Genomic DNA, 15,639 nt, shown 5'->3' on the forward strand with positions numbered 1-15,639 from the left:
AACTTTTAAAAGAAGATGCTGTATGGAATTTTGCGCTACTTTTTAACAAAAATTAAAATATGTTTTCAAGACATATTCTTCCAACTTCAGACCTATTTTGGCCTTTTAAATATAGCGAGGTGTACCTTTTCGCTTTATTCGTATTTATTTTCGATGCTCATAGTTATCCACATCTGGAATATTATAGAAATTTAATAGGTGTAAAATACTAATTGAGTAGAAACTATAATATTTGTTAGAAAATAACTTTATGGGAAGGATAAAATTTATATTTATAGTATAATTCATTTTGCATATTACCTGTATTATCTATCGGTAATTACAAGCAAAAATTACCCCTCTCCTTATTATTGAAGAAGAGGAGTAAATAACGTAACAGGATGGCTAGAAAGTGTATTGGGCTTTAATGAAAAAGCCTCTCCCCTTTGTTCTGTAACCGTTTATTTCTGTATAGTCAGTATCAAAGAGATTCTCCACCTTCCCGATAACAGCGAAGGGGTCACTGATGTTGTAACGAAGACTAATATCAGTAAGACTATACCCGTCTACATTCGATCGGTCGAGCGCGCCATAGGGCCCCAAATTTGAGCTATAAAAGACGTCGTCACGCTCTCCAACAAAACGGGTGTTCGCCTGAATTCGCAGTGGTTCCAACAGCTGCCATGCCAGGTAAACATTACCCGAAATGCTGGGGCGACGTGTCAAAGATTCAATCTCTTTTTCAGCAGTAAGAAACTCTCCGCTCTCATAAATCTGCACGTGGCTACCCTCAGTATATTGCTCATCAACATCGGCAGGATTGAACTGCAACGTTGAATGCGTATAGCTAAGGTTTCCGCCCAGAGTTAAAGTACTGCCTATTCTGGTATCCAGTCCAACTTCTATACCATTAATTTGTTGTTCTGAAGCATTAAGGTAGGTATCACCCAGGTAGTCTGCAGATGTTAAATTGGCAACTTCCCTGTCTGGATTCCACATGTATACATATTCAATTACATTATCAACATTGGTACGGAATAAAGATAAATTTAATTGAAGTGCAGATCCAACGGTCTGCTTCCACCCCACCTCATATGATATAGAGCTTTCAGCCTCAAGATTCTCATTTCCCCGGTCAGTAACATAACCTGGTGAGATCGCCGGGGAGTGCAACTGGTACAATGACGGTGCATTAAACCCGGACGTGACGGCGCCATATACTAATGATGATGGCGATACCTGGACTTTGGGATTCAGCTCAAACGTCAGATGAGTGCCAAATTCATTGTGATTGACCAATCGACTACCCAGCCCCATTGAGAACGACTCCAGCTGACTGTTCAACAAACTACCATTCAACTCAGTATGAATAAATGCATGGCTGATCGACTCTTTTAGATCCAACGAATCAAGATTGGTTTCTGATTCATAATTGAATGAACTTAGGTACGTGTAGGTATGAGAACTCATCGTTTGTTGGATATTTCCAATACCTATGATTGTCGAAATAGCATTGGACTCCCAATGAGCGGTCAACTCATTTTCCCAGAGTGAGCCTTCGTAATTATTTTCAATGTAGCTTCCGTCGTAATTTCCGGCCTGGTCAACGATAGATGAGTCGTTGACAAAGTCTCGGGCCAAATCGGAATAAGCCCCATTATATTTCAGCTCTACATCATCAGAAAGCGTAAAAGAACCGCCATAAGCAAAGAAATCGCGCATAAAATTTGTATACGCATCCCGCGCATCGCTGTAGGCACCTTGATCAACGTCGCTGGTTTGATCTTCCCTGCGGTAGGAGACAAAGTATCCAAATCGATCCGTTTTATAACCTAGCTCACCGGAAAGGTCTAATTTATCAAAATCATCTTGGTCTTGGGGATTAAAACTCGGCGGATTTTGTACGGTATCGATTGTAGCATCAAGGCCATTAGTCATCTCATGAGCAAGGCCAAAATCAGCATAAAATCCCCTCGGAGTCGTATAGTTTAAATCAATCTGATTGGCAGTTGAATAAGTTCCTTTCCCAAAAACCCCGTGTTTGCTCCCTACAGTCCCACTAAAGCCGGGCGTTCCGAAACCTCGCGTAATAATATTGACAGCCCCCCCGATAGCCGATGAACCATATAGGGTACTGTGGGACCCTCTCACAATCTCAATGCGTTCCACCCGTGCCAGTGAAAGTTCAGAAAGATCAGGGCTGTTGCTTGCCGTTGAGGGGTCACTGATTCGAACACCATCGATCATGATCACAGCGTGATTACTATTTGTATTCCGCAAAAATGCACTCTGTACAGCACCGGGCGTCTGTCCATCGCCCACCATGTGCAAACTTTGCTGTTCGGCCAATAATTCTCCCACGCTATAGTATGTTGAATTCCGTAGCTCTTCGCTGCTGATTACTGTTACATTCCGCCCCACACTCCGGGCAGATTCCTCCCAGCGATTTGCACTAATAATTACTTCTTCCAGCGTATAGGTTTTCGAGGTATCAATTTGAGCTGACAGAGGTAAGGCTATCAGCGATAACAATAGGACAGTAAAAGCTGCCCTGCTTATATATGAGAATTGCATATTTTATCCAATAGTTAGGTTACAAATGATGATTAAGACATCATTCGCACCTTTGGGAAAGTCCAGAAGGGCATAAACACGGGTAATTGTGCACCACGCATTTATTCTTCGCTTTTCTCCCGAAAGCTACGAATGCAGATGCACTGGCAGGTCTTCTGGCTTATCCCGGTCATCCGCCCCTTCCCGTCCGTCTTTTTCGGACAGTGGTTACTAGCGAATAACCCATAACTCTGAACGGTTCAGAGCTGGGAATTACAGCATCGGGGAATGCTCCGGATTTGTCTGTATAAACTACATATACAGAATCACCGGATTCCCTTTTAATCTCACTTCTAACACTCGAAGTTTGAGAACCAATGCACTCCGGGAAAATACAGGCTAAGAGTTATAAATCAAAGGGCTTAAACTATATTTATTCCCTTCAGATTCTTTAAGTATTCTCAGTTTCCTGTTCCATTGAAAGCAATTTACATCCCTTACATTTCTTTACATCCAATTTAGTTGCATATATCAACTAATACCCATTTCTTTGGTCCCATTAGAAATTTAGACTAAGAAGTTACCCTTGAAACAGAAACTATACTGCATCACCCTGGGCTGTAAAATGGCTTACAGCCTCAAAGGGATAAAACGGATGCTCACCAAGCGATTTACTAAAGATGAGATTGCCCTTACACTGGAACAGTACTTTGTGCTCAATATTCTTGATAACGAAGAGGGCCTCATCCTCAAAGAGCTTGCCGAAATCGTCGATAGAGACAAATCAGCGGTACTCCGGCATATTGATGGCCTTGAAGAGAAGCATTTCGTTGCACGTGCTACCGATCCAAAGGACAAGCGAAGAAAGATTCTTCTGGTTACCAAACAAGGAATGAACGAACTACAAAAAGCCAGGGAAATGGATCAAAAAGTGCACAGTGAACTCACCGAATCCATTGATAATGATAAACTCAAAGAGTTTGAATCTCTCCTAACCGAAATATACGAACGAGCGATGTCAGACTGATACAGTTGATATCATCAACATATTAGCCTCGAATACTAAAATCATTCCCACATCCAAACAAATAATTCCATGAAATCAGACCGCCAAACAACCATCAACCTGTGTTTATTTGTGGCCATGTTTTTGGCTGTTTCCTGTAGCAGTTCAAACCAGCAGGGCCCACCTGGTGCCCAGCAGGTGCAATCCTATCCCGTGCTGGAAATACAACCACAATCAATTGAATTAACCGCTAGCTATCCCGCCACGCTTGAGGGACTCCAAACCGTGGAAATTCGTCCCCGTGTGCAGGGTTATATCGTTGAAATGCCGGTGGATGAAGGCGACATTGTTGAAGAAGGGCAAGTTTTATTCCGACTGAACAGTGAGCAGTATGAGCAGGAAGTACGCTCAGCGGAGGCCGATGTGGAAGCTGCCAAAGCTGCTGTAGAAACGGCCAAGGATGAAGTGGAACGAATGAGCAGCTTGGCACAAAAAGAGATCATCAGCGACTACCGGCTGCAGTCGGCGAAAAACCAACTGCAGTCTCAGGAAGCAGCTCTTTCACAAGCCCAGGCGGCCCTTGAAAACGCCCGGGTTAATTTGAGCTATACATACGTAAAGAGTCCGACCGACGGCGTGATTGGCAGTATCCCATACCGGATCGGGAGCCTGGTGAGCAGTACGATTTCCCGGCCACTGACAGTCGTTTCCGATATCTCGGAAGTCTATGCCTACTTCTCAATGAGTGAACGTGAGCTCCTGACAATGTCACAATCCGTGGCCGGGGATGGCGGCAACAAAACCCTGCAACAGCGTATTACTGACATGCCCGATGTCAACCTGGTGCTTGCCGACAACACGGTCTATAATCACCAGGGAACCCTGCGGCTGGCAAGCGGACTCATTGATACCGAGACCGGCTCCGCCTCATTCCGGGCCCTGTTTCCCAATCCAAAAGAGATCCTGCGGAGCGGCGGCACGGGCAGTGTCCAAATTCCATACCAGAGGAATTCCGCAATTGTGATCCCAAAAAGTGCCACCTACGAGATCCAGAACAAACGGTTTGTATATGCGGTGACCGACAGCAATACCATTGAAAGTACGGAAGTCTCTACCCTGCCCTTATCCTCAAAACAGTTTTTTGTTGTTGAAGAGGGACTTGCGGCCGGCAACCGAATTGTAACGGGCGGGATGGGCAGCATGCAGAATGGAATGACCATTAAGCCTCAGCCGGTAGACAATGACAGCCTGTACCAGGCATTGGCGGTGCAGGACCAGTGAATCACAACCCATTCCCTATCAAGTCTCTCACAAATCTAAGCATCTAATTCCACCACAATGATAAGACGTTTTATTGAACGACCGGTACTCTCGACGGTCATATCCATCATTATTGTCATTCTTGGATTTTTGGGATACAACGCGCTGCCGGTGTCCCTCTATCCAGAAATTGCGCCTCCAACGATACAGGTATCCGCCAACTATCCGGGCGCCAATGCCGAGACGGTTCTCAATAGTGTCGTTACGCCGCTCGAGGAACAAATTAACGGCGTGGAGGGGATGACCTATATCAGTTCTACAGCCAGTGACAACGGCCGGGCGCAAATCCAGGTATTTTTCGAGCTCGGCACTGATCCCGATATCGCCGCGGTAAATGTGCAAAACCGCGTGGCCCAAGCCTCGAGCCTGCTGCCACAGGAAGTTACCCAGGCCGGGGTCACGACCCAAAAGCAGCAAACCAGTCGCCTCCTCATATTTACACTGTATAGTCCCAATGGGAAATATGACGGCACCTTTATCGAAAATTATGCCCGGATTAATGTAATTCCCCAGCTGCAGCGTATCAACGGGGTGGGAACGGCAGAATCCTTTGGAAACAGCGCCTACGCCATGCGCATTTGGATGAAGCCCGATGTGATGGCCTCCTACAACCTGACGCCCAACGATGTTATCGCAGCGCTGAATGAGCAAAGTTTTGTAGCAGCGCCCGGAACTATTGGCGAAAATAGCGGGCAAGCCTTCCAGTATACCCTGAAGTACAAAGGACGACTTTCGACCGTCCCTGAATACGAAGATATTATCATTCGGGGAGAATCAGAAAACGGTGAGATACTGCGGTTCAAAGATGTAGCTGACGTTGAATTGGGTTCGCAGTCGTACACCGTGAATAGGATGGTCAACGGCGGACCGGGAGCCGGTATTTCCATCTCCAAAACGGCTGATGCCAATGCCCAGGAAGTCGTTGAAAATGTAAAGGCCGAACTAGAAAAAGCCTCACAATCCTTCCCTGATGGCATCGAATATACCACGGTTTTTGATGCCAACAGCTTCTTAACGGCTTCTATCGACAAAGTCTTTGTTACATTTTTTGAAGCATTTGCGCTGGTATTTATCGTGGTGTTTGTGTTTCTGCAGGATTGGCGATCGACCCTGATTCCCGCCATCGCTGTGCCGGTATCCATTATCGGTACGTTCTTTTTCCTAAACCTGTTTGGCTACAGCGTGAACCTGTTAACGCTCTTTGCTCTGGTGCTTGCAATTGGCATTGTGGTAGATGATGCGATTATCGTCGTTGAGATTATTCATGCCAAGCTCGAAGAGGGTGCCGATTCCGGGATGGAGGCCGCCGTAGATGGGATGAATGAGATTGCCGGGGCCATTGTATCCATTACCCTGGTAATGTCGGCGATCTTTATCCCTGTAACCTTTATTACGGGATCAACCGGGGTATTCTTCCAGCAGTTCGGCATCACCCTGGCCACCGCAATTATCATATCTGCTGTTAACGCACTGACTTTGAGCCCCGCCCTTTGTGCCCTGGTGCTTAAACCCGAACATAAACATGTTGGTGAAGAGAAAACGTTAACAGATCGATTTGCCATCGCCTTCAACACGGCGTTTGATCTGGGTAAATACCGGTACAAAAAGGTATTGGGATATTTTACCCGTAACTCGTGGGCAGCCGTGGCTATCGTTATTGGGTCTATTGCGTTGTTTGGCTACCTGTTCCAGACCACGCCATCCGGCTTTGTGCCCGACGAAGACCAGGGCGTATTCTTTGCCGATATAAGCCTGCCTGCTTCTTCGTCACTTGAGAGAACCGAGGAAGTGTTGAAAGAAGTAGATGGCGTCCTTGAAAACATGGAGGTAGTTGAGTCCCGGCTGACTATTTCTGGTTTTGGTCTCCTGAGTGGGTCTGGCAGCCAATACGGATTTGTTGTCGGTAAACTCAAACACTGGGACCAGCGTGAACAGAGCGTAAATGATGTGATCACTACTCTGCAGCAAAAAACCTCGCAAATTCAAGAGGCGGATTTTGTATTCTTTTCTCCACCTGTTATATCAGGTTTTGGGAACACCAGCGGATTTACGGTTAACCTGCAGGATGTGTCCAGTGGCTCGTTCGATGAGCTTGCCGAGGCTAATCAAAAGCTAAAGCAGGCACTTTCCAAACGACCTGAAATTCAATATGCCAGCTCTTTTTTTGAGACCGACTATCCCCAGTTTATGGTTAACGTGGATGTGCCAAAAGCAAAACGCTCCGGGATTTCCCCCCAGTCCATCATGAATGTGATGCAGGCGAATTACGGTGGATTATATATTTCCAACTTCAATCGCTTTGGCAAACTCTACCGCGTTTTTGTACAGGCCGATCCAGAGGCACGGGGCTCCACAGAAAGCTTGCAAAACATTTCGATTAGGAATAGACAGGGAGAAATGGCGCCTATAAGCTCATTTGTAGACCTGGAGCGAGTGTACGGGCCACAAAGCATCTCCCGGTTCAACCTGTTTAACTCAGTGCAAGTGTCGGGAGCAACCAATCCCGACTACAGTTCCGGTGATGCTATCGAAGCTATCGAAGAGGTGTTCAGTAACCAGATGTCCGATAATTATTCTTATGCATATTCCGGTTTAACGCGGGAGGAAAACAGTGCCAGCGGACAGGAACTGATTATTTTTGCGCTCTGTCTCATTTTTGTGTACTTCCTGCTTAGTGCCCAGTATGAAAGTTATCTTGTCCCGTGGGCCGTGATCCTGCCGCTACCCATTGGTTTAGCCGGCTCCTTCATTTTTGCCAATATCTTTGGTGTGGCCAACAACATTTACCTCCAAATATCCTCAATTATGCTGCTGGGATTGTTGGCTAAAAATGCAATCCTGGTCGTGGAGTTTGCCCTGCAACGACGCCGTAATGAAGGCATGAGCATCGCCAAGGCCGCCATCGATGGAGCTGAAGCCCGGCTGCGTCCCATCCTGATGACCTCTTTCGCCTTTATCGCGGGACTGCTCCCATTGGCCCTTGCAACCGGAATTAATGCCAACGCCAACCAGTCGATCGGTATCGGAACGGCCGGTGGTATGTTTATCGGGACGTTTGTGGGCCTGCTGGTGGTACCCGTGCTCTTCATCATTTTCCAAAACCTGCAGGAGAAGTTCTCCGGGCCACCTGAGATCATACAAAAGAAGAGAGAAGAAATTCTCCTGCCCTGATCAACCAAGAATTTTGAGATTCATAACATATGACTATGCTCTTTAAGTCGAGTTCCAACATTTTAGCAGCACTTTTATTGACGATTTTCTTGTCGTCTTGTATCGCAACAAAACCGTATAAAAAGCCGGATCTGCAGGCCGAAACGGAAACTCTCTACCCTTTCGACCGGGTGGAGATGGACAGCACTACGCTGTCCGACATGCCGTGGCAGGAGGTGTTCAAAGATCCCACGCTGCGCGACCTGATCAGGGAAGCATTAAATAACAACCTGGACCTGCAGGACGCGATTCAGCAGATCCGTGTCGCCGAGGCCAATTTCTACCAAGGCCAAATGAACATGCTTCCTTCGCTCTACCTGAATGGAAGTGTGGGTTACGGGGAGCTCTCAGATAATGCAAATCAAGCCAATATCCCAGCCAGTGAGCAGTACACCGCTTCGCTGAGCTCAAGCTGGGAGCTGGATGTCTGGGGCAAGCTGACCAGCGCCAAGAAAGCCAGCTATGCCGCCCTTTTGCAGACCGAGGCTATTCACAGGGCAATACAAACCAGCCTGATTGCCAACGTGGCCAACGCCTATTACCAGCTGTTGGCACTCGATCGGCAGCTTGAGATCACCCGGAAAACCGTTGAAAATCGGCTGCAGGATGTGGAAACGGTGAAGAGCCTGAAGGAGAGCTCGATGGTGACAGGTGTTTCTGTACAACAGAGCATTGCCAACAGATACGCGGCAGAAGTGACCATTCCTGAATTTGAGCAGCAGATTACCGAACTGGAAAACGACCTGAGCATCCTGCTGGGTCGCACACCCGGAACCATTGAACGCAGCTCCCTGGCCGAACAAGAGCCGATCGACTCGCTTTCTACCGGCGTACCTGCCCAGCTGCTACGCAACCGCCCCGATATCCTGGCCGCGGAATACAGTTTCAGAAGCGCTTTTGAGCTGACCAACAATGCCCGTGCCTATTTTTATCCCTCTTTTACCCTGACAGCAGAGGGTGGATACCAAAGCTTGAGTACACAGGACCTGTTTCAACCGGGCTCGGTGTTTTATAATATTATTGGCGGACTTACGCAGCCCCTGTTCAACAATGGGCGGAACCTGGCGCGACTCAAACAGAGCAAAGCCCAGCAGCAACAGGCGCTGCTGCAGCTGCGCAGCTCCATCCTGAATGCGGGGCGGGAAGTATCAAATGCCCTGAGTCAATTCCAGAATGCAGAACAGAAAATAGAACTGCGCGAGCAGCAGGTGAACGCCCTAGAAAATGCGGTGGAATACTCGCGGGAGCTCCTGCAATTCGGGGAGGCCAACTATATCGACGTACTGACAGCACAGCAAAGCCTGCTTACCACTCAGCTAGGTAGTGTCAATGACAAACTCCAACAGCTGACAGCCGGGGTTAGCCTTTACCGGGCGCTCGGTGGCGGCTGGGATAAATCGACTGAATTGAATGATTCGTCTGTGAGTGCTGAAAAACAAGAATAGCAGTGAGTAGTGAGTGATATCAAACAGTATGAAGCAGAACTCTGAATCCGGTGTGGTCCACATCCCGTGTGAGCTACACATACAGTGGCTATTAACTATCAAAGTGCCCCATCACTTGCGCGGGAATTAATTCCCGCGCTATGGATGAGGCAGAATTGTTTTGTATTTACAGGAAAATCTGTTTGGAGATATCTAATAACTGTTACCCATCGGAAATCCATTCGGTCGCAAACTCATAGGCCGAATGGCAACTACCCTGATCTCCACCGGGCGACCAGTTATGTTACCCGGTAGATTAATTTTCTATTCAACCTGAGTTCTATTACGCATACTGTCATAGCAAGGAGGCTTTATTGATACATGTTAGCTCAACAATAAGGTCGACTTGGTCCCGTCCGTTTTTATTTCCACATCAGGAGATTGCCGCGGGCTTGCTCCCGATGGTCGCTGAATCCTTCGCAATGACAGGTTTTATATCGAACTAACATTAACCAAATTCAATCCTCGAAAAAAGAGATATGAGTTCAAATAAACTAAATGACATCAAATGCTCTGTCCTGGACTTGGCAGTTGTCACTGAAGGACAGACAGCCGCCGGTGCCATACAGAACAGCCGGGACCTGGCAAAGCACGTGGAAGAGCTGGGATATACACGCTTTTGGATGGCCGAGCATCACAACATGGAGAATATCGCTAGCTCGGCTACTTCCGTGCTGCTGGGACATGTGGCTGAGGCGACCCAAACGTTGCGCGTCGGCTCCGGCGGCGTAATGCTGCCGAATCATTCGCCACTCATCATTGCTGAGCACTACGGCACGCTGGCTACCATCTATCCCGATCGCATCGACCTGGGATTGGGACGTGCTCCCGGCACCGACCAAACGACCGCCCAAGCCATACGCCCCGACCGGATGCAGGCGGTACGACAGTTCCCGGAAAACGTGAAGAAACTGCAACAGTACCTTTCTGCGGAAAACAGCACCAGCAGTGTACGTGCTCTCCCCGGTGAAGGGACGGAGGTCCCGATCTGGATCCTGGGGTCCAGCACCGACAGCGCCCACCTTGCCGCCGCACTGGGACTCCCCTACGTTTTTGCCAGCCACTTCTCCCCGCAGCAACTGATGCCTGCCCTCCGTATTTACCGGGAGAATTTTGCGCCTTCCAAACAGTTGGACCAGCCGTATGTGATGCCTTGTGTGAATGTAGTTGCTGCTGATACCGATGAGCAGGCCGAATGGCTCTCTACTTCACTGAAGCAGATGTTCATGGGTGTGGTCACGGGTGAACGCAAGCCGATGCCTCCCCCGGTTGATGATATGAGCACCGTTTGGAGTTCGCACGAGCGGGCGGCCATCCGGAAGATGCTTTCCTGTTCGTTTATCGGAAGCAAACAGACGGTTAAGAATGGATTGTCGGATTTCCTGGAGCAGACGGGTGCAGATGAGATTATGATTGCGACTTATATCTATGATCACCGCGAACGACTCAAATCACACCGCCTTTTTGCTGAAATTATGAGTGAATAAACCAGGATGAGAATGAGAGAGAGTTCCCGGGCTGTATTGTTCTACCCCTCCCCCAGCCTTATGAAAGCTGACTGCCCGGGAGGAAACGGAGGGAAGCGTATACTGTTGAGACGTTGAGTTGTTGAGCTGTTGAAAACAAGGTTCGAAGCCGAAAGGTGAAAAGTTACTGCTCCTTGGCGATTTATGAGCCGCCCGGGTAAATGAAGTGGGGGCGTTGGTGTGGAGATGTTGAATTATTGATCAGAAGATCGAAGGAAGTACGAGGTCACAAATCTCCACCGCCCTAACGTAAATTTCGCTGGAAACAGGGAATGGAGCCACAGCGTTTAAGAAATCATTGTTGTTTGAGATCCGCGTTTCGAGTTTCAATGATTTTAGCGGAGGTGGAGTGAACCCAGCGACAATTTACTACGGCGGTGATTTTTGGGGTTCGTTTTTGTTCACACAAAAAAGGAACAATACCTGAGCGAAAATTAAAAGTAAAAAGAAGAATCGGGCAGCAACAATCTAACCCTTAACAGGCCTCCAGGCAGAGATACCCGATTGCCCGACGGGCTGGCCAGCGGAGAATACCATGGAGGTGCGGGTCAAGCTTTATAAGTACGAAAGAACTTCGCACCGGCAGGCTCAAAAGCATGCTGACGGTCGCCTGACAGGTTATGTTATACCCCAAAACAGCCGCATGTCGGTCGCCGGCGTGTGGCCTTATAATTACAAGCGTCTGATAATTATAATTAAGAGACCTACTTAACTATAATTAGCAGACCTACTTAATTTTGAGAGGCGTTAAACGGCATTTTCAGGGTATGGCCCACACGATGCATAAGAAATCCCCCTTTGCTAAGAGCCCGGCAGGAAAATTCCCCCTTCGAAGGGGGCCAGGGGGATGTAGCCAATATTGAAACAGTTTCACCACTGAACTGATGGGCAGCTTATTGCCCGACCCCTATAAAAAAGGCTACTGCCACAGCCAGACGCTTGCAGGCTCGTGGGAAGAGCAGCACATCCCCTTTTCTTCGGCTTGGGCCGAATTCATGAGGCTGCCCAAAAAGTCCAAACCGGGGAATGGGTGCCTCAATAATTAAGGTAATATCAATCTCCCTCAACTTTGCCAAGGCTTCGTAGAGCAAGCTAAATCCCTCTTCCGCCAGTGGTCGGTCACGGCTCCAAAGCCTGTCCCGAATACCTTCGGGGAGGGACTTTAAAAGTGCCTTTGGTAATCCTAGAGTTCCTCACCGACAGTAGTCGGTGCAGGCTCTTGGAGAAGAGCTTGTCCGCCCACTGGCGTGAAGGACAGGAGGATTGAACCGATCGATTGGAACCATAGGCCTTATTTTTTAGGAATCTAATTGTTGAACGTGACTTTTTGGACAGCCTCAGAATGCGGTAACCATTGATCCAGTTACATCATTGGGCAAACTGATGCAGCGTGACCATGATTAGTAACACTGTTTTTTATTTCCGTTTATATTCCACAATTGTAAAATCCCTGTACGCGTCCCTTCTTGTCTCTTTCCAAATCGTGCTAACGTCATCTCTATATTCGGGAAAGTAGGTATCTCCTTCATATTCTTTGTGGATTTCTGTCAGCACCAGCTTGTCTGCCCTGTCGATGGTCTGTTTGTATATTTCTCCACCGCCTATCACAAACACCAGATCGTGATCCTGAAGGTATTCAAGTGCCTTGTCGATGGAACTGAAGGTAGGCACATGCTCATACTCTTTGCTTCGACTGAGCACGACATTCTCTCTGCCAGGCAGCGGCTTTTCACCAAGCTCTTCGAACTCCCCCCGCCCCATCAGCACGGGATGTCCCATCGTTGTCTTCTTAAAATGCTTCATATCCTCTGGATAGTGCCACGGCAGGTCGCCATCCTTGCCAATAACCAGGTTAGGATCGTGCGCAGCAATCAGCGCTAACTTCATACCGCCACCTCAAACTTTATGGAAGGATGCGGATTGTAGTCGTGCAGCATAAAATCGTCGAACGTCAGTTCATCAATCGGCTTATCAGCAATCTCAAGACGGGGCAGTTCTCGGGGTTCACGCGTTAGCTGCTCTTTCAAGCCGTCGATATGATTTTCGTAGATATGGGCATCTACAATGGTGTGGGCAAAAGTTCCGTATTCAAGTCCCACTTCATTGGCGATTGCCATAGTCAGTGTCGCATAACACGCCAGGTTAAACGGAATACCAAGGGCAATATCCCCTGAACGCTGCGTGAGGTGGCAGTTCAATTTACCATCGGCGACATTGAAGATGTACATCAGATGGCAGGGCGGCAGGGCCATCTTTTTCAGGAGGCCCGGATGCCAGGCGCTCACGACAATCCGTCGACTGTTGGGATTATTCTTTAACATATCGATCGCCCGCTGAACCTGATCAAACTCTTTCTTTACGAGCTGGGTTTGAACAATGTCGGAAGCATTACCCTCAAAACTAAGTTCTTCTTCCTCGAAGTAAGGGAAATTCCTCCAAAGCACCGGATAGATCGGTCCCACATGCCCATCCTCATCCGCCCAGGCGTCCCAGATATGGCAGTCGTTTTCATCGCGTAGCCAGCGAATGTGATCTTCTCCGCGAAGGTACCACAGGAGCTCCAAGACGACTGACCGAAAATACACTTTTTTGGTGGTTAGCAGTGGAAATCCTTTGGAAAGGTCCACCTTGTAGAATTCCGAAAAGCTGGACAGCGTATCGATGCCGGTCCGGTTCTCTTTTCGGACCCCATTCTCCAAAACATTACGGACCAGGTCTAGATATTGCTTCATAAGTATCGTCTTAATTATTAGTTAAAACAAAATGGAACGCGGATGACACGGATTAAACAGATAATCACGGGACATTTGTCTGAACAAATCCGCAAAATCTGTTTCATCAGCGTTCTGTTCTGCTAGATTTTTTAAAATGTCACACCCTTCAGCAACGCAACCGCGATTGAAAAATATATAACAATTCCGGTAACGTCCACTAATGTAGAGACAAAAGGTGCCGAGGTAACAGCCGGATCCAGCCCCATCTTCGAGAGTACAAATGGGAGCATCGATCCACTCAGGTTTCCAAACAGGACCACTCCCACCAAACTAAGGCTTACTACCAGCGCACTTAAAATTAACTCTGTATTCATTGGAGAACCGCCGGCGTACCCATAGCTCAATATTACAAAAAAGCCCAGAAATCCGAGTAACAAACCCAGAAAAAGTCCGGACAGGAGCTCACGTCTAAATATTTTTTTCCAGTCCTCCATATTGATATCATCGGTAGATAGCGCACGAATAATGAGCGTAGCGGCCTGCGAGCCGGAGTTCCCGCCGCTGGATATAATCATCGGGATGAAGAGTGAAAGAAACACCGCGCCGGCAATCACATTCTCATACGCTCCCATGGCGGTGGCGGTGAGCATCTGCCCGACAAAAAGGATAATCAGCCAGCCGATCCGCTTGCGCACCATCTCGAAGATGGAGGTCTGCGAGTAGTAGTCGTCCAGTGCATCCATACCGGCCATAAGCTGCATATCCTCGGTCGTCTCCTCCTCGGCCACGTCGATCACGTCATCCACCGTTACGATGCCTACCAGGATGCCGTCGGAGTCGACCACTGGCATCGCCACACGATCGTACTTGCTGAGCATTTTTACCGCGTCCTCCTGGTCTTCAAAAGCAGAGAGCGCCTCGAAGGACTCATCCATCAGCGACTCAATTTTGGCTTCCGGGTCGGCCAAAATAAGCTGGTTTAGTCGAAGGTCGTCAATCAGGTGCTCGTGCTCATCCACCACATAGATCACATTCACCGTCTCAGCGCTGTGCCCAAACTTGCGGATTTGCTCCATGCTCTTGGCTATGGTCCAGTCTTTTCGCACTTTCACGTAGCGCGGAGTCATAAGCCGGCCGACACTCTCCTCCGGATAGCCCAGCAGCTTCTGCACCAGCTTGCGATCTTCGGTGTGCATGGAGTTTATGACGCGCTGGGTAAGGTGCCCGGGCAGCTCCTCCATCAGAGCCACGCGTTCATCCGGCTCCAGGTTCGACATCACATCACTGAGCTGTTGGGCAGTAAATACTTCCAACAGTTCTACGCCTTTCTGTGAACTCAGGTAGGTGAACACATCAGCGGCTTTTTGCTTTTTGAGCAACCGGAAAATGACAATCGCCACCTGGGCTTCCAGTCCCTCCAGGAGCTCGGCTACATCTACCGCCGGCACGTCATTCAGGATGTCCTTCAACGCGACCCAGTCTTTGTTTTTGATCAGTTCATCGAACTCGGGCTTGAGTAGATCGACAATCATGAAAGTCCTAACTACGGGTTATTCATTATCGATGTTCAGTGGAGGTGGCATTCAGCCTTTGAATCGCCAATGTAACGAATGCGATTCCTTATTTAATGACGGTGGGAATTTAAGCCAAGTAGAGGTGGAATCAAAGTATAGGATCCAGTGTGATTAGTTGCCGGTAGTGAGGTAAATAGACAATTAACACTAGTGTCATTACCACTAAATAAAAGGGGTAAATGTGATTGGGTTTTTGTATTTTTCGAATAAAACATCATGGATAAACTCACCTTTCCCGACCTCTCTCAACAAGTCAAAGATCAACTCCTTACT

General features: G+C 48.1%; 10 protein-coding genes and 1 riboswitch. Of the genes, 6 read left to right on the forward strand and 4 right to left on the reverse strand.

The window, feature by feature from the left end; translation table 11 throughout:
• Window positions 1-384 precede the first annotated feature (384 nt).
• Window positions 385-2,553, reverse strand: a complete 2,169-nt coding sequence (locus NC796_RS23130) for a TonB-dependent receptor domain-containing protein (RefSeq protein WP_310688191.1) — start codon at window positions 2,551-2,553, stop codon at window positions 385-387.
• A 127-nt stretch (window positions 2,554-2,680) separates the two neighbouring features.
• Window positions 2,681-2,926: riboswitch (cobalamin riboswitch) on the reverse strand.
• A gap of 192 nt (window positions 2,927-3,118) precedes the next feature.
• Here NC796_RS23130 and NC796_RS23135 point away from each other — a divergent pair.
• The 6 genes from NC796_RS23135 (at window position 3,119) to NC796_RS23160 (ending at window position 12,124) form a co-directional block, all read left to right on the forward strand.
• On the forward strand, window positions 3,119-3,559 hold the full coding sequence (locus tag NC796_RS23135; RefSeq protein ID WP_310688192.1) for a MarR family transcriptional regulator: 441 nt from the start codon (window positions 3,119-3,121) through the stop codon (window positions 3,557-3,559).
• A gap of 69 nt (window positions 3,560-3,628) precedes the next feature.
• Window positions 3,629-4,819 (forward strand): efflux RND transporter periplasmic adaptor subunit, encoded by a 1,191-nt coding sequence (locus tag NC796_RS23140; RefSeq protein ID WP_310688193.1) that lies wholly within the window; start codon window positions 3,629-3,631, stop codon window positions 4,817-4,819.
• Window positions 4,820-4,876: 57 nt separating this feature from the next.
• Window positions 4,877-8,029 (forward strand): efflux RND transporter permease subunit, encoded by a 3,153-nt coding sequence (locus tag NC796_RS23145; RefSeq protein WP_310688194.1) that lies wholly within the window; start codon window positions 4,877-4,879, stop codon window positions 8,027-8,029.
• Window positions 8,030-8,064: 35 nt separating this feature from the next.
• Window positions 8,065-9,513 carry an efflux transporter outer membrane subunit gene (locus NC796_RS23150; RefSeq protein ID WP_310688195.1) on the forward strand — a complete coding sequence of 483 codons (1,449 nt, stop codon included), beginning with the start codon at window positions 8,065-8,067 and terminating at the stop codon, window positions 9,511-9,513.
• A gap of 518 nt (window positions 9,514-10,031) precedes the next feature.
• The gene (locus NC796_RS23155; RefSeq protein ID WP_310688196.1) at window positions 10,032-11,039 is read left to right on the forward strand and encodes an LLM class flavin-dependent oxidoreductase; all 1,008 of its coding nucleotides are present in this window, start codon (window positions 10,032-10,034) and stop codon (window positions 11,037-11,039) included.
• Between the two features lie 923 nt (window positions 11,040-11,962).
• Window positions 11,963-12,124, forward strand: a complete 162-nt coding sequence (locus NC796_RS23160; RefSeq protein ID WP_310688197.1) for a hypothetical protein — start codon at window positions 11,963-11,965, stop codon at window positions 12,122-12,124.
• 370 nt (window positions 12,125-12,494) lie between these two features.
• On the opposite strand, the gene NC796_RS23165 is transcribed toward NC796_RS23160, so the two are convergent.
• The 3 genes from NC796_RS23165 to mgtE form a co-directional block, all read right to left on the reverse strand.
• On the reverse strand, window positions 12,495-12,965 hold the full coding sequence (locus NC796_RS23165) for a dihydrofolate reductase (RefSeq protein ID WP_310688198.1): 471 nt from the start codon (window positions 12,963-12,965) through the stop codon (window positions 12,495-12,497).
• A complete protein-coding gene (locus tag NC796_RS23170) occupies window positions 12,962-13,810 on the reverse strand; it encodes a thymidylate synthase (protein ID WP_310688199.1) in 849 nt (282 codons plus the stop codon). Before NC796_RS23170 ends, NC796_RS23165 begins: the two co-directional genes overlap by 4 nt.
• A gap of 131 nt (window positions 13,811-13,941) precedes the next feature.
• The gene (gene mgtE, locus NC796_RS23175; protein WP_310688200.1) at window positions 13,942-15,324 is read right to left on the reverse strand and encodes a magnesium transporter; all 1,383 of its coding nucleotides are present in this window, start codon (window positions 15,322-15,324) and stop codon (window positions 13,942-13,944) included.
• Window positions 15,325-15,639: the final 315 nt, after the last annotated feature.

The organism is Aliifodinibius sp. S!AR15-10 (assembly GCF_031569985.1).
Lineage (GTDB): Bacteria > Bacteroidota > Rhodothermia > Balneolales > Balneolaceae > JAMQKA01.